This window comes from Cumulibacter manganitolerans (assembly GCF_009602465.1).
In the GTDB taxonomy this organism is placed as follows: Bacteria; Actinomycetota; Actinomycetes; order Mycobacteriales; family Antricoccaceae; genus Cumulibacter; species Cumulibacter manganitolerans.
Genome location: NZ_WBKP01000016.1, coordinates 15,898 through 37,195, shown reverse-complemented (window position 1 = coordinate 37,195; position 21,298 = coordinate 15,898). Strand labels below are relative to the sequence as shown.

Annotated in this window: 18 protein-coding genes; 8 read left to right on the top strand and 10 right to left on the bottom strand. The window is 70.9% G+C overall.

Annotated features, from left to right (window positions below; translation table 11 throughout):
* The first annotated feature begins 50 nt into the window (after positions 1-50).
* The 7 genes from F8A92_RS08135 to F8A92_RS08105 all read left to right on the top strand — a co-directional run bounded on the left by F8A92_RS08135 (position 51) and on the right by F8A92_RS08105 (position 8,894).
* Positions 51-251, top strand: coding sequence for an SPOR domain-containing protein (locus tag F8A92_RS08135; protein WP_153504667.1), 201 nt, complete (start codon positions 51-53; stop codon positions 249-251).
* On the top strand, positions 252-1,667 hold the full coding sequence (locus F8A92_RS08130; RefSeq protein ID WP_228389300.1) for an RNB domain-containing ribonuclease: 1,416 nt from the start codon (positions 252-254) through the stop codon (positions 1,665-1,667).
* Complete coding sequence (locus F8A92_RS08125) at positions 1,651-2,406, top strand: helical backbone metal receptor (RefSeq protein ID WP_194291411.1); 756 nt, start codon at positions 1,651-1,653, stop codon at positions 2,404-2,406. Before F8A92_RS08130 ends, F8A92_RS08125 begins: the two co-directional genes overlap by 17 nt.
* A gap of 106 nt (positions 2,407-2,512) precedes the next feature.
* Positions 2,513-3,721: a L,D-transpeptidase gene (locus tag F8A92_RS08120; RefSeq protein WP_153504666.1), complete on the top strand. Its 1,209-nt coding sequence runs from the start codon at positions 2,513-2,515 to the stop codon at positions 3,719-3,721.
* A gap of 57 nt (positions 3,722-3,778) precedes the next feature.
* Positions 3,779-5,137 carry a type I glutamate--ammonia ligase gene (gene glnA / locus F8A92_RS08115; RefSeq protein WP_153504665.1) on the top strand — a complete coding sequence of 453 codons (1,359 nt, stop codon included), beginning with the start codon at positions 3,779-3,781 and terminating at the stop codon, positions 5,135-5,137.
* Entirely contained in the window at positions 5,138-5,869 is a 732-nt protein-coding gene (locus tag F8A92_RS08110) for a type 1 glutamine amidotransferase (RefSeq protein ID WP_153504664.1), read from the top strand. It begins immediately after the preceding gene.
* Entirely contained in the window at positions 5,862-8,894 is a 3,033-nt protein-coding gene (locus F8A92_RS08105; protein WP_194291410.1) for a bifunctional [glutamine synthetase] adenylyltransferase/[glutamine synthetase]-adenylyl-L-tyrosine phosphorylase, read from the top strand. Before F8A92_RS08110 ends, F8A92_RS08105 begins: the two co-directional genes overlap by 8 nt.
* A gap of 67 nt (positions 8,895-8,961) precedes the next feature.
* On the opposite strand, the gene F8A92_RS08100 is transcribed toward F8A92_RS08105, so the two are convergent.
* The 8 genes from F8A92_RS08100 to F8A92_RS08065 all read right to left on the bottom strand — a co-directional run bounded on the left by F8A92_RS08100 (position 8,962) and on the right by F8A92_RS08065 (position 17,132).
* The gene (locus tag F8A92_RS08100) at positions 8,962-9,795 is read right to left on the bottom strand and encodes a Sir2 family NAD-dependent protein deacetylase (RefSeq protein ID WP_228389299.1); all 834 of its coding nucleotides are present in this window, start codon (positions 9,793-9,795) and stop codon (positions 8,962-8,964) included.
* Between the two features lie 73 nt (positions 9,796-9,868).
* Positions 9,869-11,266 (bottom strand): dihydrolipoyl dehydrogenase, encoded by a 1,398-nt coding sequence (gene lpdA, locus F8A92_RS08095; protein WP_153504661.1) that lies wholly within the window; start codon positions 11,264-11,266, stop codon positions 9,869-9,871.
* Positions 11,267-11,303: 37 nt separating this feature from the next.
* A complete protein-coding gene (locus F8A92_RS08090; protein WP_228389298.1) occupies positions 11,304-13,601 on the bottom strand; it encodes a 6-phosphofructokinase in 2,298 nt (765 codons plus the stop codon).
* A gap of 158 nt (positions 13,602-13,759) precedes the next feature.
* Complete coding sequence (locus F8A92_RS18980; protein ID WP_228389297.1) at positions 13,760-14,293, bottom strand: hypothetical protein; 534 nt, start codon at positions 14,291-14,293, stop codon at positions 13,760-13,762.
* A gap of 128 nt (positions 14,294-14,421) precedes the next feature.
* Positions 14,422-14,772 carry a phosphatase RsbU N-terminal domain-containing protein gene (locus F8A92_RS08080; protein ID WP_153504660.1) on the bottom strand — a complete coding sequence of 117 codons (351 nt, stop codon included), beginning with the start codon at positions 14,770-14,772 and terminating at the stop codon, positions 14,422-14,424.
* On the bottom strand, positions 14,769-15,158 hold the full coding sequence (locus F8A92_RS08075; protein ID WP_153504659.1) for an STAS domain-containing protein: 390 nt from the start codon (positions 15,156-15,158) through the stop codon (positions 14,769-14,771). Before F8A92_RS08075 ends, F8A92_RS08080 begins: the two co-directional genes overlap by 4 nt.
* 4 nt (positions 15,159-15,162) lie before the next feature.
* Positions 15,163-16,053, bottom strand: coding sequence for an STAS domain-containing protein (locus F8A92_RS08070; RefSeq protein WP_153504658.1), 891 nt, complete (start codon positions 16,051-16,053; stop codon positions 15,163-15,165).
* Positions 16,053-17,132: a sigma-70 family RNA polymerase sigma factor gene (locus F8A92_RS08065; protein ID WP_228389296.1), complete on the bottom strand. Its 1,080-nt coding sequence runs from the start codon at positions 17,130-17,132 to the stop codon at positions 16,053-16,055. The genes F8A92_RS08070 and F8A92_RS08065 overlap by 1 nt, the downstream gene beginning before the upstream one ends.
* A 311-nt stretch (positions 17,133-17,443) precedes the next feature.
* On the opposite strand from F8A92_RS08065, the gene F8A92_RS08060 reads away from it, so the two are divergent.
* Positions 17,444-18,223, top strand: coding sequence for an enoyl-CoA hydratase/isomerase family protein (locus F8A92_RS08060; protein WP_153504656.1), 780 nt, complete (start codon positions 17,444-17,446; stop codon positions 18,221-18,223).
* Positions 18,224-18,246: 23 nt separating this feature from the next.
* On the opposite strand, the gene F8A92_RS08055 is transcribed toward F8A92_RS08060, so the two are convergent.
* Together F8A92_RS08055 and F8A92_RS08050 are read right to left on the bottom strand one after the other, a co-directional pair.
* On the bottom strand, positions 18,247-18,711 hold the full coding sequence (locus tag F8A92_RS08055) for a hypothetical protein (protein WP_153504655.1): 465 nt from the start codon (positions 18,709-18,711) through the stop codon (positions 18,247-18,249).
* On the bottom strand, positions 18,711-21,221 hold the full coding sequence (locus tag F8A92_RS08050) for a molybdopterin oxidoreductase family protein (protein ID WP_153504699.1): 2,511 nt from the start codon (positions 21,219-21,221) through the stop codon (positions 18,711-18,713). Before F8A92_RS08050 ends, F8A92_RS08055 begins: the two co-directional genes overlap by 1 nt.
* Positions 21,222-21,298 lie beyond the last annotated feature (77 nt).

Sequence of the window (21,298 nt, the reverse complement as noted above, 5' to 3'; positions counted from 1 at the left end):
CCGATTGGCTAGGGTTGTGCACACCACCACCCATGCTCGAGGAGGACGACATGACTGAGGGCGACGACAAGTTCTGGCTGCGGGTCAGCGACGGCAAGGTCATCCGGGCGAGCGAGTCGAAGGCCGAGGACCGCCTCGGGCCGTACGACACCGCCGAGGAGGCCGCCAACGGCCTCAAGGCCCTGCACGAGCGCGAGGCCAGGCTCGACGAGGAAGACCGCGCCTGGAGCGGCGAGGAGCAGGACAGCTAGGTGGTGACCGTCCGCCGCACCGTTCCCGGCGTCGACTTCGCGCAGGTACGCGCCGAGCTCCACGTGCGCGAGGAGTTCCCGGCCGAGGTTCTCGCCGAGGCGCGGCGGGCGGCCGCCGATCCGCGGCTTCCCGAGGCCGACGACACCGGCCTGCCGCTGGTGACGCTCGATCCCGAGGGGTCGCGCGACCTCGACCAGGCGGTGCACATCGCCCGCGACGGCGACGGCTACCTCGTGAGCTACGCGATCGCGGACGTCGCCGCCTTCGTCACCGCGGGCGGCCCCATCGACGACGAGTGCTGGCTGCGCGGGCAGACGCTCTACTGCCCGGACAAGCGCATCCCGCTGCACCCCACCGAGCTCAGCGAGGACGGTGCCAGCCTGCTGCCGGAGCAGGTGCGCCCGGCCGCCCTGTGGGAGCTGCGCCTGGACGCCTCGGGGGCGGTGACGTCGGCGACGGTGCGGCGCACGAAGGTGCGCAGCACCGCGGCGCTGAGCTACGAGCAGACGCAGCGGGACTTCGCCGCCGGGTCGGCGCACCCCTCCCTCGCCCTGCTGGCCGAGGTCGGGCCCAAGCGGCTGCGGCTCGCGCAGCAGCGGCACGCGATCAACCTGAACCTGCCCGAGCAGGTCGTGGAGCAGGGCCCGCACGGGTGGGAGCTGCAGTACCGCACCCCGCTGCCGTGTGAGCTCTGGAACGCCGAGATCTCGCTGATGACCGGCGTGGCCGCCGCGTCGATCATGCTGGACGCCGGCGCCGGGATCCTGCGCACGCTGCCGCCCGCACCCGAGGAGACGCTGGCGGAGGTGCGCGCCACCGCCCTCACGCTCGGCATCGCGTGGCCGGACGGCGCGCATCCCTCCGACGTCATCGACGGGCTCGACCGGGAGAACCCGCGCCACGTGGCGTTCATCGAGCAGGCCGCGCACCTGCTGCGGGGCGCCGGCTACCTCGGCTACACCCACGGGCGCCCGGAGGACGCCGTGCACGCCGCGATCGGCGCCCCTTACGCCCACGTCACCGCCCCGCTGCGGCGGCTGGTCGACCGCTACGGCCTGGAGGTGTGCCTCTCGGCGTGCGCCGGGCAACCGATCCCCGCCTGGGCGCTGGACGCGCTGCCGAGGCTGCCGGACGTCGTCGCGGGCACCGGCGCGCTGGAGAGCCGTCTCGACAACGCGATCATCGACACGGTGGAGGCCCTGCTGCTGCGCGACGCGGTCGGCAAGCAGTTCCCGGCCGTCGTCGTCGGCACCGGCAAGGACTCGGTCACCGTCGTGCTCGACGAGCCCGCCGTCCGGGCCAAGGCCGAGGGCGGCGCGCGGCTCGGCGACTCCGTGCAGGTGCGCGTCGACGCGGCCGACCCGCAGAAGCCGGAGCTGCAGCTGGAGCTCGTGGGCCATGCGCAGCGTCGTTGACGACCTGGGCGTCGAGCTGAGGCTCGGCGACGTGCGCCGCGTCGTCAGCCTGGTCCCGTCGCTCACCGAGACCATCGCGTACGAGTACCCGGGCCTGCTCGTGGGCGTGACCGACTGGTGCACGCACCCGGCGGACCTGCGCGCCGAGCGGATCGGCGGCACCAAGAAGCCCGGCATCGAGCGCATCACCGCCCTGCGGCCGGACGTCGTGGTGGCCAACAAGGAGGAGAACAAGCAGGCCGACGTGGAGGCGTTGCGGGACGCCGGCATCCCCGTCTACGTCACCAGCCCCGACACGCTCGATGCCGCTCTCGGCTCGATCGCGCGGCTGCTGGACGCCCTCGGCCTGCCGCGGTCCGCCTGGCTGGACACCGCGGGCCGTGTCTGGGAGCGACCGGATCCGGACCTTATCGGCGTCCGCACGGCGTGCTTCATCTGGCGCAAGCCGTGGATGGCCGTCGGATCGCAGACCTTCTCCGGTGACCTGATCCAGCGGCTCGGCCTGGTCAACGTCGTCACCGAGCCGCGTTATCCCCGCGTCGAGCCCGGCATCGACGCCGAGCTGATCCTGCTGCCCGACGAGCCGTATCCGTTCAGCCTCTCCGACGGTCCCGAGGCGTTCGCCGGCCGCCGGTGCGCGCTGTTCGAGGGTCGCTACCTCACCTGGTACGGCCCGTCGCTCGTGGCGGCGCACGCGGTGATCGGCGGCGCCGCTCGCGGACCGGTGATGTCGATCTAGTCGAGGCCATGACCTCGGTTTCTGTGGGAGAATGGCTCTTCGTCCCCGCCCCCGCCGCTCACCGCAGTGACACCTGCCGTCACGCTCTCGCCCGTCTGGAAACTCGATGAACCGTAGGTCTCCCGCCACCCAGGCCGCCCTGGCCCTGATCGCCGTGCTGGCCCTCCTGCTCGTGAGCGCCTGCACGACCGGCAGCGGCTCGACGAGCGCCGGCGGTGGCGCGCCGACGAGCGAAGCGGCGCCCACGACGACGAAGGCGCCGATCACGACGGCGGTGACGATGAACCCGCCCGACGGGTCCACGAACGTCAACCCGCTCACCCCGCTGGTCGTCACGGCCGCCCAGGGCACCATGACATCGGTGACCGTCACCAACAGCGAGGGCAAGCAGGTGCAGGGCACGCTCGCGCCGGACGGCCTGACCTGGACCTCCGGCGAGCCGTTCGGATACGCCCGCACGTACACCGTGACCGCCGAGACCACCAGCGTCGAGGGCGCGGCCAAGCAGTACACGGGCACCATCCAGACCGTCGTCCCGACCAACCAGACCGCGGTGAGCACCCTGCCCAGCAAGGCGGGCGGCACCTACGGGGTCGGCATGCCGCTGATCGTGCGTTTCGACGAGCCGATCAAGGACAAGAACACCGCCGAGCAGTACATGAAGGTCACGACCAACCCGCCGGTGGAAGGCGCTTGGTACTGGTTCTCCAGCAAGGAGGCGCACTGGCGGCCCAAGGACTTCTACACGCCCGGCACCACCGTGAGCCTCGACGTGCAGATCTACGGCAAGGACCTCGGCGGCGGGCTGTACGGCCAGAAGGACCACCACACCGACTTCGTCATCGGCGACTCGGTGATCTCCAAGATCGACAGCTCGGACCTGCAGCTGAAGGTGTACCAGAACGGGAAGCTGATCCGCACGATGCCCGGCTCGCTGGGCATGCCGAAGTACCCGTCGCAGAACGGCATCCATGTGGTGCAGGAGAAGTACGAGAAGAAGATCATGGACTCCTCGACCTGGGGGCTGCCCACCGACGCGCCCGACGGCTACTACGAGGAGGTGCCGTACGCGACCCGCATCTCGATGTCGGGCGAGTTCGTGCACGCCGCGCCGTGGTCGGTGGCCGACCAGGGCGTGCGCAACGTCTCGCACGGCTGCATCAACCTGTCGATGGAGAACGGCAAGTGGTTCTACGAGAACGCGCGGTACGGCGACATCGTGATCATCAGCGGCGCCGAGCTCGAGCTCAAGCCGGGCGACGGATGGGGTGACTGGAACGTCGACTGGGAGACCTGGAAAGCCGGTAACAAGTAGGAAACCGGGTCCAGGCAGACTAGAGGCGGCGCCGTACCAGTCGTAGGGAGAACAACCGTGGATCGTCAGCAGCAGTTCGTCCTGCGCACCATCGAAGAGCGCGACATCAAGTTCGTCCGGCTGTGGTTCACCGACGTCCTGGGATTCCTCAAGGCCGTCGCGATCGCCCCCGCCGAGCTCGAGTCGGCCTTCGAGGAGGGCATCGGCTTCGACGGCTCGGCGATCGAGGGCTTCGCCCGCGTCACCGAGAGCGACATGGTCGCGCACCCCGACCCGACGACGTTCCAGGTCATCCCGATGGAGAACGGCGAGCCCTCCGACACGGCTCGGATGTTCTGCGACATCAAGATGCCCGACGGCTCCCCGGCCTGGGCCGATCCGCGGCACGTGCTGCGCCGGGTCCTGGCCAAGGCCTCCGACATGGGCTTCAGCTGCTACACCCACCCGGAGATGGAGTTCTTCCTGCTCGAGGACGAGCCGGCGTCCGGCAAGCCCCCGCGGCCGGTGGACCAGGGCGGCTACTTCGACATGCCCACGCACATCAAGGCGCACGACTTCCGCCGCCGCGCGGTGACGGCCCTGGAGGCGATGGGCATCTCCGTCGAGTTCAGCCACCACGAGGTCGCGCCGGGCCAGCAGGAGATCGACCTGCGGTACGCCGACGCGCTCACCACGGCCGACAACATCATGACCTTCCGGCACATGATGAAGGAGACGGCGCTCGAGGAGGGCGTGTACGCCACCTTCATGCCGAAGCCGTTCACGATGCACGCCGGCAGCGGCATGCACACCCACATCTCGCTGTTCGAGGGCGAGAACAACGCCTTCCACGACCCGACCGACGAGCTGTCGCTGTCGAAGACCGCCCGGCACTTCATCGCAGGGATCCTGCGGCACGCGCGCGAGCTCACCGCGGTGACCAACCAGTTCGTGAACTCCTACAAGCGCCTCTACGCCTTCGAGGGCGAGGGGGAGATCTCCGAGGCGCCCGCGTGGGTGTGCTGGGGGCACGCCAACCGGTCGGCGCTGATCCGGGTGCCGCAGTACAGCCCGGGCAAGTCCAGCTCGACCCGCATCGAGGTGCGCTCGCCGGATCCCGCCTGCAACCCGTACCTGGCGCTCGCGGTGCTCATCGGCGCGGGCCTGAAGGGTGTCGAGGAGGAGTACCAGCTGCCGCCCGGCGCGGAGGAGGACGTCTCGGCGCTGACCTCCCGCGAGCGCCGCGCCATGGGCTTCGCCGACCTGCCGCACAACCTCTACGAGGCGCTGAGCTGCCTGGAGGAGTCCGAGCTCATGCCGCAGATCCTCGGCGAGCACGTCTTCGACTACTTCCTGCGCAACAAGCGCCAGGAATGGATCGGTTACCGCGCCCGCGTGACCCCGTTCGAGATCGAGTCCTACCTCGGAGTGCTGTAGATGACCACCAAGCCGTTCGCCTTCATCGAGCACGACAAGACCGACCCGCCCGGGCCGCTGCTGGACTGGCTCACCGAGCACGGCTACGAGTGCGTGGTGATCCGCCCGTACGCCGGTGATCCGCTGCCGGACGACCTGACGCAGTACGCCGGGACGATCGTGCTGGGCGGCGGGCTGAGCGCCACCTCCGACAAGGGCTTCCCGTGGCGCTCGCAGACCCTCGAGATGCTCCAGCGGGCGGCCGCCACGTCGCACCCGACCCTCGCGATCTGCCTCGGCGCGCAGCTCGTCACGCAGGCGCTCGGCGGCCGCGTCGAGCGGGGGAGCGAGGGCATGGAGATCGGCCCGATGCTCTCGGGCCGCAAGGACGTCTCCTACAAGGACGAGCTGTTCGAGACGCTGCCGATGGCGCCCGACGTGATCCAGTTCCACGGCGAGGTCATCGCCGAGCTGCCGCCCGGCGCGGTGCATCTGATGGGCGGGCCGCTGTACGACCACCAGGCCTTCCGGTTCGGCGATCGGATGTGGGCGACCCAGTTCCATTTCGAGACGACGCACGAGACGTTCCGGTCGTGGATCGTCGACAACGAGGATGCGCTGCAGCGCAAGGGATTCGACACCGAGGAGCTGGTGCGGCGCTCGGAAATCGCGCACCCGGACCTGCGCGAGGTGTGGGAGCCGTTCATCGTGCGATTCGCGCAGCTGGCGACCGAGGGCCCCGCGGATGACTGATCCGCGACCGGCGCGGGCCGTCGACACCGGGCGCCAGCGGCTCAAGCCGCTGGCGCGCCTGGACTTCGCCGACCCCGACCGAGTCGCGCGGTTCCTGCTGCCCGTGGGCCTGGTGACCGAGAGCGGCGACTTCGCGGACGAGCGCGCCGAGGTGCTCGTGCGCATGCTCAACGACGCAGCCGACCCGGATCAGGCGGTGCTGCTGCTCGTCCGGCTCGTCGAGGCCGGCGGCAACGAGGGCGCGCTGGAGGCGCTGCGCGCCGACGACGACTTCGCGCGGCGGCTGTGCGCGGTGCTCGGCAGCTCGCGGGCGCTCGGCGAATGGCTGTGTGCCAACGTGGGCCAGTGGCGGCTGCTGAAGGAGCGGCCGGCGTCCTTCCAGGAGCTCCTCGACGGCATCGCCGTCTCGGTGGGCGCCGATCTCGACGACCCGTGCACCGGGCCGACGGGCCGCCGGGCGACCACCACCGGTGCGGAGGCGGTGCGGTTGCTGCGCATCGCGTACACGCGGGCGCTGCTGGACGTCGCCGCGCGTGACCTGGTGGGGGAGGCGTCCCTCGAGACCGCGGCCGACGACCTCTCCGACATGGCGGGCGCGCTGGTGCAGACGGCGCTCGCGGTGGCGGCCGCCGAGCTGGGCGAGCGGGCGTCCGGCGTCCGGCTCGCCGTGATCGGCATGGGCAAGTGCGGCGCTCACGAGCTGAACTACATCTCGGACGTCGACGTCATCTACGTCGGCGAGCCGGTCGACGGCACGCCCGAGGACGTCGCCATGCGCAACGGCGCGACGTGGGCGTCGGCGATGATGCGGATCTGCAAGGAGGTCGCGTGGGAGGTCGACGCCGCGCTGCGACCCGAGGGCAAGGCGGGCGCGCTGATCCGCACCCTGGACGGCCACCGCTCCTACTACTCCCGCTGGGCACGCACCTGGGAGTTCCAGGCGTTGCTGAAAGCCCGGCCGATCGCCGGCGACCCGGACCTCGGCGGGCAGTACATGGAGGCCATCGCCGCCCAGTGCTGGCAGGCCGCCGAGCGTGATGGCTTCGTCGACGACGTCCAGTCGATGCGCCGCAGGGTCGAGGACAACATCCCGGACAAGCTGGCCGGCCGCGAGCTGAAGCTGGGCCCGGGTGGCTTGCGCGACATCGAGTTCTCGGTGCAGATCCTGCAGATGGTGCACGGGCGCGCCGACGAGTCGATCCGCGAGCCGGCGACCCTCGACGCGCTGCGCTCGCTGACCGCCGGCGGCTACGTGGGCCGCGAGGACGGGCGCACGCTCGCCGACTCGTACCGGTTCCTGCGCACCCTCGAGCATCGGGTGATGCTCTCGCAGTTGCGCCGCACGCATCTGCTGCCCGCCGACCAGCACGACCTGCTGACCCTGGCGCGGTCGCTCGGCTACGAGGGCGACCCCGTGAAGTCGCTGCTGCACGACCGGGAGGCGCACGCCCGCGAGGTGCGCCGCCTGCACGAGAAGGTCTTCTACCGCCCGCTGCTGTCGGCGGTCGCGGCGGTGCCGGGCGAGGCGCTGCGGCTCACGACCGAGGCGGCCGTGCAGCGGCTGCGGGCGCTCGGCTTCGAACGCCCCGAAGGCGTCCTGAAGCACGTCGAGGCGCTGACCGCCGGGACCAGCCGGACCGCTGCGCTGCAGCGCATCGTGCTGCCGGCGATCCTGTCGATGTTCGCCGACGCTCCCGACCCCGACGGCGGTGTGCTGGCCTACCGCCAGGTCTCCGAGCAGCTCGGCCGCACGCCGTGGTACCTGCGGCTGCTGCGCGACGAGGGCGCGGTGAGCGGGAACCTGGCGCTGGTCCTCGGCTCGAGCAAGTACGTCGCGGGGCTGCTCGGCCGCGCGCCGGAGGCCATCCAGATGTTCGCCGAGCTGTCCCAGCTCGCGCCGCGCATGGAGACCGCGATCGAGATGAAGATGTTCGCCGCGGCCGGCCGGGCGGCGAACCCGGAGGAGGCGATCGCCGCCATCCGGTCGATCCGGCGTCACGAGCTGGTGCGGATCTCCTCGGCGGACATCCTGCACCGGATCGACGTCGTGCACGTCGGCTCGGCGTTGACGGCCCTGAACGACGCGACGATCCGCGCCGCGCTCTCGGTGGCGGCCAAGCAGGTCGGCTCCGAGCGCGAGATCGGGATGGGCGACTTCCCGTGCGACATCGCGGTGATCGGCATGGGCCGGTACGGCGGCGCAGAGCTCGGCTACGGCTCGGACGCGGACGTCGTGTACGTGTACGACGTACGGCCGGGCGCCGACCCGGAGGACGCGCGGAAGATCGCGCTGCAGACGGTCGAGCTGATGATCAAGCTGCTCGCCAAGCCCGGCGCCGACCCGGCGGTCGGGCTGGACGCCGACCTGCGCCCCGAGGGCCGCAACGGTGCCCTCGTACGGTCCTTCGAGGGCTTCCGGGAGTACTACGCGCGCTGGAGCCAGCCGTGGGAGACGCAGGCCCTGCTGCGGGCTCGTCCCGCTGCCGGCGACGTCCTGCTGGGGGCGCGGTTCACCCAGCTGATCGACCCGATCCGGTTCGCCGAGGGCGGTCTGGCGCCGGAGCAGGTGCGCGAGATCCGCAGGATCAAGGCGCGCGTCGACACCGAGCGGCTGCCGCGGGGGGCCGACCCCAACCGGCACCTCAAGCTCGGCCGCGGCGGGCTGTCCGACATCGAGTGGACCGTGCAGCTGCTGCAGCTGCAGCACGGCCACGAGCACTCCGAGCTGCGGACCACGTCGACGCTGACGGCGTTGCGCGGGGCGGCCGAGGCCGGGCTGATCAGCGGTGACGACGCGTACGCGCTCGCCGAGTCGTGGCGGCTGGTCTCCAAGTGCCGCGATGCGATCATGCTGGCCAAGGGCAAGGCCTCGGACGAGCTCCCGCGGCTGCCGAAGGACCTGGTCGCGGTCGCGCGCCTCTCCGGCTATCCCGACACGGTGACCAGCGAGGAGTTCCTCGACGACTACTCCCGCAAGACCCGCCGCGCCCGGCACGTCGCCGAGCGGCTGTTCTACGGCGAGTGACCCCCGTTGTGTTGTTACCGCTTCGGGCGACGTCGCCCGAAGTCGGCACAACTGAACGGGGGCGGGCTCAGTCGAGGGCGTCGGCGATCGCCGTGAGGGTCTCGCTGACGCCGTGCTCGAGGTGGACGTCGGCCATCGCGTCGCCGCGGGTCCGGCCCCGATTGACGATCGCGACGGGCTTGTGGCCGTGCGCCCGCCGTACGAACCGGAGCCCCGACTGCACCTGCAGGCTCGAGCCGACTACGAGCAGCATCTCGGCGGCGTCCACCACGGCGTAGCACGCCTCGACGATCTCCGGCAGCACGGTCTCGCCGAACATGACGACGTGTGGCTTGAGGCGCCCGCCGCAGTTGAGGCAGGGCACGACGTGGAAGCCCGCCGTGTCGGCGATATCCGCGTCGCCATCCGGCGCGATGACCCCGTCGTGCCGCTCCAGGAAGCCGGCGTTCGCGACGCGCAACCGGTCCTGCAGCTGCTGGCGTGCGGTCACCTGGCGGCAGTCGAGGCAGATCACCTCGTCGATGCGGCCGTGCAGGTCGATGACCCCCACCGATCCGGCCTCCTGCTGCAGGCCGTCGACGTTCTGGGTGATGATCCCGCCGACATACCCGCGGGACTGCAGCGCCGCAAGGGCGTGGTGGCCGGCGTTGGGCCCCGCCACCTCGAACTTCTCGAAGCCGACGTAGGACCGCGCCCAATAGCGCTGCCGGAACTGCTCGGAGCGGCTGAACTCCTGCAGGGTGATCTGCCGCCGGGGCCGGGCGTTCGGGCCGCGATAGTCGGGAATGCCACTGTCGGTCGACAGGCCGGCGCCGCACAGGACGGCCACGCCGCCGTTGCCGATCTCGTCGATGAGCCAATGCAGATCCAGGCTGCTACCGGTTCCCTGAGCGAGCGACATGCCGACCATCCTACGGGCGCCGGGGCACCGCCCTGGCCGCCGCCGGACGCCGGTCGCCCCCGCGGAGGAAAGGCTAGAGGTGGACCATGTGGCCAGCGATGCCTTCCACGGCCTCCATCACGGCCTCCGACAGCGTCGGGTGCGCAAAGATGTTGCGGGCGACCTCGTCGGCGGTGAGGTCCCACTTCTGGGCAAGGGTCAGCGCCGGGAGGAGCTCGGTGACGTCGGGGCCGATCAGGTGCGCGCCGAGAATCTCGTTGTGCTTGGCGTCGGCGACGATCTTCACGAAGCCTGCCGTGTCACCGAGCCCCTTGGCCTTGCCGTTGGCCGAGAACGGGAACTTCGCCGTCTTCACGTCGAAGCCCTTCTCCTTGGCCTGCTCCTCGCTGTACCCGAACGACGCGATCTGCGGCTGGCAGTACGTCGCCCGCGGGATCATGTCGAAATCGATCTCGATCGTCTCGGCGCCCGCGATGGTCTCGGCCGCGACGATGCCCATGGCGGAGGCGGTGTGCGCGAGCATCATCTTGCCGGTGACGTCGCCGATCGCGTACACGTTGGGCACGTTGGTGCGGCCGCGTTCGTCGACGGCGATCGCCTTGCGATCGGTGATCTCCACGCCGAGGGACTCCAGGCCGTAGCCCTCGAGCCGCGGCGCGAAGCCGATCGCCTGCAGCACCTTGTCCGCCTCGAGGACCTGCTGGTCGCCGCCCTTGGCGGGGGAGACCGTGACCTTGACCTTGTCGCCCGAGTCGTCGATCGACTCGACCTTGGTGCCCAGCAGCACCTTCACGCCGAGTTTCTTGTAGTGCCTGGCGAGCTCCTTGGAGACCTCGGCGTCCTCGGTCGGCACCATGCGGTCGAGGAACTCCACGATCGTGACGTCGACGCCGAAGTTCTTCATCACGTAGGCGAACTCGACGCCGATGGCTCCGGAGCCGGCGATGATGATCGAGCCCGGGAGGGTGTCGTCGAGGATCTGCTCCTCGTACGTCACGACCCGCTCGGAGAGCTCGGTACCGGGGATGAGCCGGGTGGTCGCGCCGGTGGCGATGACGAGGTTGTCGAACGTGATCTGCTTGGTCGAGCCGTCGCTGAGCTTGACGTCCATCGAGGTCGGGCTGGTGATGGTGCCCCACCCGTCGATCTCGGTGATCTTGTTCTTCTTCATCAGGAAGTGCACGCCCTTGACGATCTCGCTCGAGACCTGGCGCGACCGGGCGTGGGTGGGCTGGAAGGCCATCGAGGCATCGCCGGTGATGCCGTACTTGTCCTTATCGTGCTCCAGGAGATGAGCGAGCTCGGCGTTGCGCAGCAGCGCCTTCGAGGGGATGCAGCCGACGTTCAGGCACACGCCGCCCCAGTACTTCAGCTCGACGACCGCGGCCTTCAGGCCCAGCTGCGACGCGCGGATCGCGGCGACGTACCCGCCGGGTCCCGCACCCAGAACAACAACATCAAAGTCAGCCATGGTGCCAGCCTAGCGATCCGGGGCGGCCGGCGGCGCGTCAGCCTCGAAACTTGCGGTGCACTCCGGGCCAGATCGAATGCGACCGCCCGGGCGGCCTCGCCGTGTCGTGCTCGACGAAGCTGCGCTCGTTGATCGCCGCGGCGGTTCCCCGCAGCCGGTGCCACCACTGATCCACGGGCCGCCGGTGAACCGGATCGACGAGCCCGTCCAGCTCGGCGACCGGGAGCATCGTCGTGCCGTCGCTGCTCTCGGCGGCGAACACCGCGTCGTCGCTCCCGTCCGCGAGCCGGTCGGACAGGAACCGGATGCCGGCGGCGGCGAGCCGGGCGGCCGTCATCCGGTCGAACGGGCTGGGGCTCGGGCCTTCCTGCACATGCCCGATGACGAGGGTGCGTACGTCGTACCGGCCGCCGCTCTCGGCCTCGAACAGCCGGGCGAGCACGTCGGTCGTGTAGTAGGGGTCGGCCTCCTCGTTGCGGATCGCGAGGTGGAAGCGGCGGCCTTGCTCGAACGCGGCGCGCATCTGGCGGACGTCGGACTCCAGCCGGCTGAGATCGATGCCGTCCTCGTGCAGGTAGACCCGCTCGGCGCCGGAGGTCAGCCCGCTCATGAGCGCGAGGAAGCCGCAGGAGCGGCCCATCGTCTCGACGACGAAGCAGCGGCGGTGCGCCGACGCCGACTGCTTCACCCGGTCGAGGGCCTCGGTGGCAACACCGAGAGCGGAGTCGGCGCCGATCGCCATCTTCCAGCCCGGCAGGTTGTTGTCGATGCTCGCCGGGAGCAACGCGATCGGGAGCCGGAAGGCAGCCAGACGGTCGCGCTCGGAGACCATCAGGCGGACCGCCTCGTAGGCGTTGTAGCCGCCGACGACCAGCAGCGCGTCGATGTCGCGGCGCTCGATCGTCCGCGCGATCTGCTCCAAGGCGGCACCGTCGGGGATCGAGCGGCGCGTCCCGAGCTCGGCACCTCCGCGGGAGACCCAGCCCTCGACATCGCCCCACTCGAGATCCACGACGTCTCCGCGGCAGAACCCCGGGAAGCCGCCCTGGATCCCGGCCATCCGGTGCCCGGCGTCGATGCCGAGGCGGACGGCGGCCCAGACCGCGGTGTTCATCCCCGGCGCGAGGCCGCCGGCGTGCACGATGGCAATCCGCTTGGCCGGTACCGCCGGCTCGACGGTGGGATCGGCCTCCGAGATGGCCTGGAAGATTCGAAGGGAGCGGCCGAAACCGGGGCCCCGCGCGGCGACCGCCTCGGCGCTGCGTCCGCCGGCCATGAGCGCGGGGACCGCCCGGGTCTCCTCGACCGCCTCCATGAGGGGTCGGCGCACCACCTCGTTGCGCTGGACGCCGAGCACCACGGGCTCGGTGCCGGCGTCCGCGTTCAGCAGCGCCTCCGTGGCAGCCACCCCGACCACCGAGGCCATCCAGCGGTCGTAGGCGCTGGGCGTACCCCCGCGCTGGACGTGGCCGAGGTCGGTGATGCGGGCGTCCTGCCCGAGCCCCTCCTGGACGGCGACGCGGACCTGGTCGCAGGTGATCCGGGCACCGCTCAGGTCGACGGCTCCTTCGGCCACGACGATGATCGAGTCGCGTCGTCCCGCCTCACGGGCCCGGCGGATCACGGCACACATCCGCTCCGGCCAGTCTGGCCCGGGCGGTGCCTCGGGCACGAAGACGTAGTCCGCACCGCCCGCCAGGGCACTCATCACCGCCAGGTAGCCACAGTTACGGCCCATCACCTCGATGATGAAGGCGCGCTGGTGGCTGGCGGCGGTCGAGGAGATCGCGTCGATGGCGTCGGTGATGCGGTGCAGCGCGGAATCGGTGCCGATGGTCATCTCGGTGCCGACCATGTCGTTGTCGATCGATCCGACCAGGCCGACGAGCATCAGCCGCGGATGCCGCTCCCGCAGCTCCGGCGCGAGTTCGCCGGCAGCCACCAGCTCGTCGAGCAGCCCGCTCCACTCGGCGCGCAGCTGATCGGCGCCGGTCAGCGAGCCGTCGCCGCCGATGACGACGAGCCGGTCGATGCCTCGGTCGAGGAGGTTGCGGACGGCCGCGCGGCGTCCGGCGCGGTCGCGGAACTCGGCGCAGCGCGCGGTGCCGATGACGGTGCCGCCGAGCTGCAGGATGCCGGAGACGTCTTCCCACCCCATCGGCACGATCTGCGCGCCGCCGTTGACCGCGCCCTGCCAGCCTTCGTGGACGGCGAACATCTCGGCGCCGGCATTCAGCCCGGAGCGCACGACGGCACGCAGCGCCGCGTTCATGCCGGGGGCGTCGCCGCCGGAGGTGAGGACGCCGATCCTGACCGGGGTGCTGATCTCGGGCACGAACGTCCTCTCCGCGGTCGACCGGGTGCACCTGCGAGTCTAGGGACAGGCCGGCCGGTTCGAGGCCGCGGACGACGCCGGGTGGCGGTTCGGGGTCCCACCACCCGGCGTCGCGGGGACCGGACCGGCTGCGTCCACCGGTCCGGAGCTGCGCTGCTCTAGAGGCCGAGGCCGGTGAGCAGCCGGTTCAGCAGCGCGCTGATGCCCGTGACCGGCCCGTTGTTGTCGAGCAGGTGGGTCACCGCGCACAGCAGGTTGCCCAGCAGGTTGCCCGCGCCCGGCACCGCGGTGACGTCGAGGTTCACCTCGTCGAGGTGGACGGTCAGCCCGAGCAGGTCGAGGTCCAGCGGCCCGAGGTTGAGCGTGAGCACCGGGCACGACCCCGACATGTCGGCGAGGTTCAGGGGGACGGTGAAGGTGCCGCTCCCGCCCGGCAGGGCGGTGCTGGTGAGCGTGCCCGTGAGCTGCAGGACGCCGCCGACGACGGACGTCGTGAGGTTCGACAGCGTGCCGGTGAAGGCGCTGCCGTCGCCGAGGGTGCCGGTCACCGGCAGCGTGCTGTTGAGAGCCGCCGCGGCGGCGGCACTGTTGGGAGCCGGGGCGGCGTTGGCGGCGACGGCCGGTAGCAGTACGCCACCTCCCGCGAGGGCGGCGGTCGCGATGACGGTGGTAAGTCGATTACGGAGGTTCATTGTGGTGCGCTCCTTCGATACTGCTCTGCCTGCGGGCCCGGCGTCTCCGAGCACACCGATGAAGACGTCGGCAGCCCTGCGGCATTACCGGCGGATGGCGGCGAACGGCAGAAAAAATCGTCGGCGTGTCACGCGTCACGCCTTCCGCGCGTCGGCGTACGGGCGTTCAGTCGTCCGCGCCGAGGGGGGCGCTGGATCATGTGCATCGCGGCGAGCACCTCGCTCATGAACTCGCCGGCGGCCTGCACGAGGTGCTCCCACTGCTCCGGCCGTTCGGCGGCGAGCACCTCGCCGAGCACCTCGTGGTGCACGTGGACGACGTGCAGCAGACCGAGGTCGGCGGGGAGCACCCGCCGCCCGATGTCGTACGCAGTGGCGAGGGCCGCCTCGTCGGCGTGCGGCAGATAGCGGAGGAAGGCGACCCGATAGTCGCGCCGCAGCGCCTCGAGCGGATCGTCGCTCGCGTCGTAGTCGTTCATCCGCGGCGACCTGGCGCCGGCGAGGCGGAGTCGGCGCTCAGCATCTCCAGACCGTCGTCCAGGTCGAGGGCGACCTCGAACTGGGGTGTGGCCATCCCGAGCCGGACCATCGTGAACGCGACCGCGGGCTGGATGCCGACGACGACGGTGCGCGCGCCCCGCAGCCTGGCCATCTCCGCGATGTCGCACAACGTGCTGGTGGCGAACGAGTCGAGGACGTCGAGTGCCGCCACGTCGATGATCACGCCGCGTGCGCGCTGGGCGCCGATCTGCTCGACGAGGTCGCGCTGGAACCGCAGCATCTGGGAGTCGTCGAGCGCAGTGTGGACCGACGCGACCAGGGTGTCACCCTGGCGCAGGATCGAGACCAGCGCCGGTCCGTCCATTCCCTCAGGCAATCCCTTCCTGGCGAGTCACCGTGTAGCCGAGCAGGCGTTCGGCCTCCTCCAAGCCACCCTGCAGGTCCCCGACGGTGTTCATCTTGCTCAGATCGACGCCGAGGGTGACGAGGGTCTGGGCGATCGTCGGGGACACTCCGGTGATGATGACGCTCGCGCCCATCAGGCGTGACGCGTCCACCGTCCCCACCAGATGGTTCGCGACGACGGCGTCCACCTCGGGCGCGCCGGTGATGTCCATGACGACCACCTTCGCGCGGTGCTTGCGGATGGCGTTGAGCAGCTGCTCGGTGAGCTGGCTGGCGCGGTCCTTGTCGAGGACGCCGATGATCGGCAGGATGAGCAGCCGCTCGCGGACCGGCAGCGCGGGCGTCGACAGCTCGCGCAGCGCTGCCTGCTGCTGGCGGATGACCCGCTCCCTCTCGTCGACGAAGCTCACGGCGACGGTGTTGGCGATCCGGTTCGCCGCCGGCTCGTAGACGTCGAGCACCTGGTTGAGCATCCCGACGTCCGCCCGGTACTTCTCGAACAGGGAGCGGGCGAGGACGTCGCGCAGCAGCAGCACGATGCCGACCACCTCGTAGGTCTCGACGCCCCGGGGGATGATCCGCTCGGACAGATCGCGGGCGTACGCGCTGAGCGCCTCGACGCTGCCGGTCTCGAGCACGTCGACGTAGTTGTCGTAGACCGACTGCGTCTCGGCGTTCATCTCCTCCGGCGTCATGGCGGTGAGCAGGTGGGCGGCCACGATGCGGCGTGCCCAGGTATCGCGCAGCTGCGGCCGGTTCTCGCGGAGATGCTCCACGAGCTCGGCCAGCAGCGCGTCCCCGGTACCGTCGCCGACGCCGACGACGTCCTGCGGATAGCTGTCCTTCTGCTGCATCACGGGTTCCCTTCGAGCCACTTGGTCATGGTCACGATCGTGCCGCGGCCCGGTCGGGACACGACGTCGAACTCGTCCATCAGGCGGCGCGCGCCGCCGAGGCCGAGGCCGAGGCCGCGGTAGGTGCTGTAGCCGTCGCGCACTGCCGCCTCGAGATCAGGTATGCCGGGCCCTCTGTCGGCGACCACGACGCGGAAGCCCCGTCGACCCTGCTCCAGCGCGCTCAGCGTGATCGTGCCGCTGCCGGCGAACTTGAGCACGTTGCGCGCCATCTCCGAGACCGCGGTCGCGATCACGGTGAGCTCGACCTTGGCGAAACCGAGGTGGGCGGCGAGCTCGCGGGCGGCCTGGCGGGCCTGGACCAGGTCGGCGTCGCGCTCGATGGCGAGCCGGACCGTGCCGTCGTCGGTCGTCTCGTGCGGCTGCAGCCGAGTGCTGAGCGCGTAGCAGGTGTCGCACTCCAGGAGGTGTCCTTCGACATCGGACTCGCGGCGCCGCCGACGGTCGTTGCTCGCCAGCGCATAGAGCACCGAGCGGCACCGCGTCGTCGGGGGGTCGATGCCCTCGGCGATCAGCAGGTACTCGACCCGCATCCGCATCCGCAGCCGGTGCAGCCGAGCGCCGACCGCACCGGCGGTCGAGCCGATGCGGTCGGCGAGCTCGGCGTTCGGCACGCCGTCCACCTCGTGCGCGAGCAACAGGGCGCGGTCCTCGTCGCTGAACCTGCTGAGCGCCTCGGCCATCAGCCGGCCGTCCTCGGCGTCCACAGCGCTGTCCTCGGGTGTCGGTGCGTGGTCCACCTCGACCAGCTGGTGGCGGCGTTCTCGAAAGCGCATCTCGTCGCGCCAGCGAGTCGCGATCAGGTTGCGCGCGGTGGTGATCGCGTAGGCCTCCGCGGTCTGCGGGTCGATGCGGTCGGACGCCTTGAGCATCCGGGCCAGTGCCTCCTGGACGAGGTCCTCGGCGTCGGGTCGCGAGGCGACCCGAGCGCCGATGACCCGCCGCAGCACCGGCAGCAGTGCCTCAGGGTCGAAACCGGGCACGGCTTCGGGGCTGTCCGTCGCGCCCGCTTCCGTCACCAGCACACCATAAGCCGATGTGCCGCACGCCACACAATCAGCGGAGCGCGAACCCGTGGTATTCCTTGCTGCGGCAGTCCTCCAGGACCTGGCGGTACGCGCCGAGCCCGGCCATGTAGAAGGAGCTTCCCGCATTACGTCGCGATTCCGGGCCGCTGTCCACCCGGAACGGTCAGCGTCCCAGAATCTCGTGGTTTTCCGGAGGCCGCAGTCGACCAGGGCCGAGGAGCGGTCCCGCTGCTGGTCGCGCCGGGCGCCCTGCGTGTAGACAGAGGTGACGCGGCGTTTCGCCGGTAGGACGAGGGAGCCAGATGGACAGCGCGGACATCCTGTACGAGGTCACCGACGGTATCGCGGTCGTGACCATCAACCGACCCCACAAGAAGAACGCGATGGGCTGGGGTGCGCTCGCGCAGTTCCGGGACGCGCTGCGGCAGGCCGCCGCGGACGACGACGTCCTCGCCGTGGTGATCACCGGAGCCGGGGGAGCGTTCTGCGCCGGTACCGACCTGTCGGAGCTGGGGGAGACCGCCGCCGATCGTCGCGGCGGCAACCGCGACGCGGACGAGTGGCCGTGGATGGTCGCCAGCTGCCCGAAGCCCGTCGTGGCCGCGATCGACGGCCCCGCCGTCGGCATGGGTGCCGACATCGCGACGCAGGCGGATCTCCGGATCGCCAGCACGCGCGCCCGGATCGCCTGGAACTTCGTGCACCGGGGTCTGGTCCCCGACACCGGTGCCGGGTCGTACCTGCTGCCGCGCCAGATCGGGCTCAGCAACGCCCTGCGGCTGGTGCTGTCCGGCGAGTTCCTGGAGGCCGACGAGGCGCTGCGCCTCGGGTACGTCATGGAGGTCGTCGCGCCGGAGGAGCTGGGCCGGCGCGCGATCGACCTGGCACGCCGTATCTCCCGCGGCTCGCCGTTCGCCGCCCGGCGCGCGAAGCAGCTCATCTATGCCGGTCTCGGCAGGGACGAGGCCGGCCACCTCGCGGCCCACCGGACGGCGTTGCAGGAATGCTTCGCCTCCGCGGATCACAAGGAGGGCGTCGCGTCCTTCATCGAGCGCCGCGAACCGCGCTTCACCGGGCGGTAGAAGCGCGGTCGCGGCGGGCCGGCTCAGGGCGCGACGATCAGCGCCTGCGGCGCGGCCTGCTTCATGCGGGTCGTCAGCCACTGAAGCTGCCGGGCGGTCTCGGCGTTGCAGGAGTTCGCGATGTCGAGCAGCTCGGTATCGCGCAGGCCTTGCGCGCCCTGTGCGATGACGGTCCAGGTGGTCTGCACGAGGGTGGCGAGCAGGTGCAGGTCCTGGAGGTCGCGCAGCAGCCCGACCTCACCCTCGCGGGTCTCGGTGAGCGCGTCGCCGCGCAGCCGCTCGGGCTCGTCGACGTCGTCCTGCTCGCCGTAGCGATCGACGGCCGGCGCGAGCGCCTCGCGGTGCTTGTCGCTCCAGCCGGCGAGGGTGTGGCAGGTGTGGAACACGTCGGCCTGGCGGGCATGGCCCTCGGCGACGGCGCGCAGGGAGTCGGCGAGCGTCTGCTCGCTGTGGTCGGCCAGCGCTACATAGGTGGCGAGGTGCGGCATCAGCGGTTCTCCTGTGCGGGATCGAGCGGGTAGCGGGGCGTCTCGTCGAGCGCCCGGCTGGACGTCGCGCCACCGCCGCGCGTGGGCGGGACCGTGACACGGGCGTTCCGGGCGGGTGCGGACGCGGTGTTGGTCGGCGCGGGCGAGGGACCGTCGTCCCCGCGCAGCCGGGTCACGCGGCAGGCGGCCGTCTTGAAGGTCGGCTGCTTGGACACCGGGTCCCACACGGTCATCGTGAGCTCGTTGGCCGTGCGGTGCGCGGCGTCGCTCACGTCGTCCGGATCCCAGTGCCCGTAGTGGAACGGCGCGAAGACCGCCCCCTGCATGACCCGCCCGACACGCGCCCGCACCTCGATGGACCCTCGCGGCGACTCGAGCCGCACCCAGTCGCCCTCGCTCACGCCGAGCGCCTCGGCGTCCTCCGGCGACAGCTCGACCCAGGCGTCGGGGGCCGCCTGGTCGAGCGAGCGGGCGCGTCCGGTCTTCGTGCGGGTGTGGAACTGGAACACGGTGCGCCCGGTGGTGAACAGCAGCGGATAGTCCTCGTTCGGCGGCTCGTGCGCGGGTGTGTACGGCGCCCCCTTGAGGATGGCGCGGCCCGCGGGAGCCATCGCGCGGTGCTCCTGCTCGGTGACCGTGCCGCCGGTGATGAGGTCGTGGCCGTACGTCTCGCAGTAGTCGGTGTCGGTCGGGAAGATGCCGTCCGTGTAGAGGCGATCGGTGCCGTCGGGGTGCTCGACGTTGACCGGCCACGGGATCCCCGACGGTCCGCGGAGCTTGTCGTACGACAGGCCGGTGTAGTCGACCGGTCGGCCGGCGGTCACGGCGGCCCACGCGTCGAACGCCTCCTCGGGCGTGCGCCACTTCATCAGCGGCCGGCCGTCCTTGTCGGTGAAGCCCATGGCGTCGGCGTACGCCAGGAAGATGTCGAGGTCGCTGCGCGCCTCGCCGGGTGGCTCGACCGCCTTCTCGGACAGGTGCACGGTGCGGTTGACGTTGGTGTAGCAACCGGTCTTCTCGCCCCAGCCCGCGGCGGGCAGGACGACGTCCGCGAGCTCGGCGGTCTCGGTACGGAAGAGGTCCTGCACGATGGTGAAGCACTTGGGGCTGCTGAGGATCTTGCGGATCCGCGCCGACTCCGGCATCGACACCGCCGGGTTCGTCGCCGAGATCCACAACAGCTCGATCGACCCGGTCTCGGCGTACCCCATGATCTGCATCGCGTGGGTCGGCGGGGCCCAGTGCGGGATCGTCATGACGTCGACGTTCCAGGCGTCGGCCAGCTGCTGGACGTGCTTCGGGTTGTCCCAGTTGCGAAAGCCCGGCAGGTCGCCGTCCGCGCCGCACTCGCGGTTGTTCTGGGCGGTCGGCTGCCCGTTCATCTGCAGCACGCCGGCGCCCGGCCGCCCGATCATGCCGCGCAGCAGATGCAGGTTGTGCACCGCGACGGACGCTGCCGTCGCCTGGTGCGACTGGTAGAACCCCTGCAGGACGGTGGACAGCACACCCTTGCTCTGCCCGAAGATGCGGGCCGCGGCCCGCAGGTCGTCCGCGGGCACGGCGCAGATCTCGGCCACCTTCTCGGGGGTGTACGGGTCGACGATCTCCCGGAGCGTCTCCAGCCCGACGGTGTGCTCGGCCACCCATGCGTGGTCGACCCAGTCGTTCGCGAACAGCTCGCGGGTGACCCCGTTCATCAGTGCGAGGTTGGTGCCCACCCGCGGAGCGAGGTGCACCCCTCCGGTGCGAACCGCCTCGTCGGCGACCTCGGTACGTCGCGGATCGACGCACACGATGCGTGGCGGATCCTCGCCGCGGGTGCGATCCAGGATGCGCGTCCACAGCACGGTCTGCGTCTCCGGCATGTTGTGGCCGTACAGGAAGATGGCGTCGCAGTGCTCGATGTCGGTGTACGACCCGGGCTGTCCGTCGGCGCCGAAGGACTCCTTGAACGCCGCCGCGCTGGTCGCCGTGCACAACCGGGTGTTGCCGTCCATGTGGGGCGTGCCCAGCCCGGCCTTTCCGATCACCGCGAGGGTGTAGTACTCCTCGAGGAAGAGCTGGCCCGAGGTGTAGAAGCCGTGGGTGAGCGGTCCCTTCTCGTCCAGCAGCCGGCGGGACTCAGCGACGATGCGCCCCATGGCGGTGTCCCAGTCGGTCTCGACCAGCTCGCCGTCCACGCGGATCAGCGGCCGCGTCAGCCGGTCCGGCGAGGTGGCCCACGGAGTGCTGCCGTACAACCCCTTCGGCCCGAGCCGACCGTGGTTGACGGTATCGCCCGCCCGCCCCCGGATGCCGACCATCCGGCCGTCCTTCACCGCGATGTCGGCGCCGCAGCCGTTGCTGCACAACAGGCACGCGGACTGCACCCATCGGTCGACGTCCTGCTCCTCGAGGCCCTCCTCGAGGTGCTGGTCGACCCGGGCCGGCCAGACCGTGCCGCGTCCGTGCGGGGTCAGCTGCCCGAAGACATCCGCAATGCGATCCGCTGACATCTCGTTCTGCTGCATCTGAGTCACGTACCCACCTGCCTGGAACTCATGCGCTACGGTATGTATGCGCCAGGGCAACCAAACCACATCTCGCG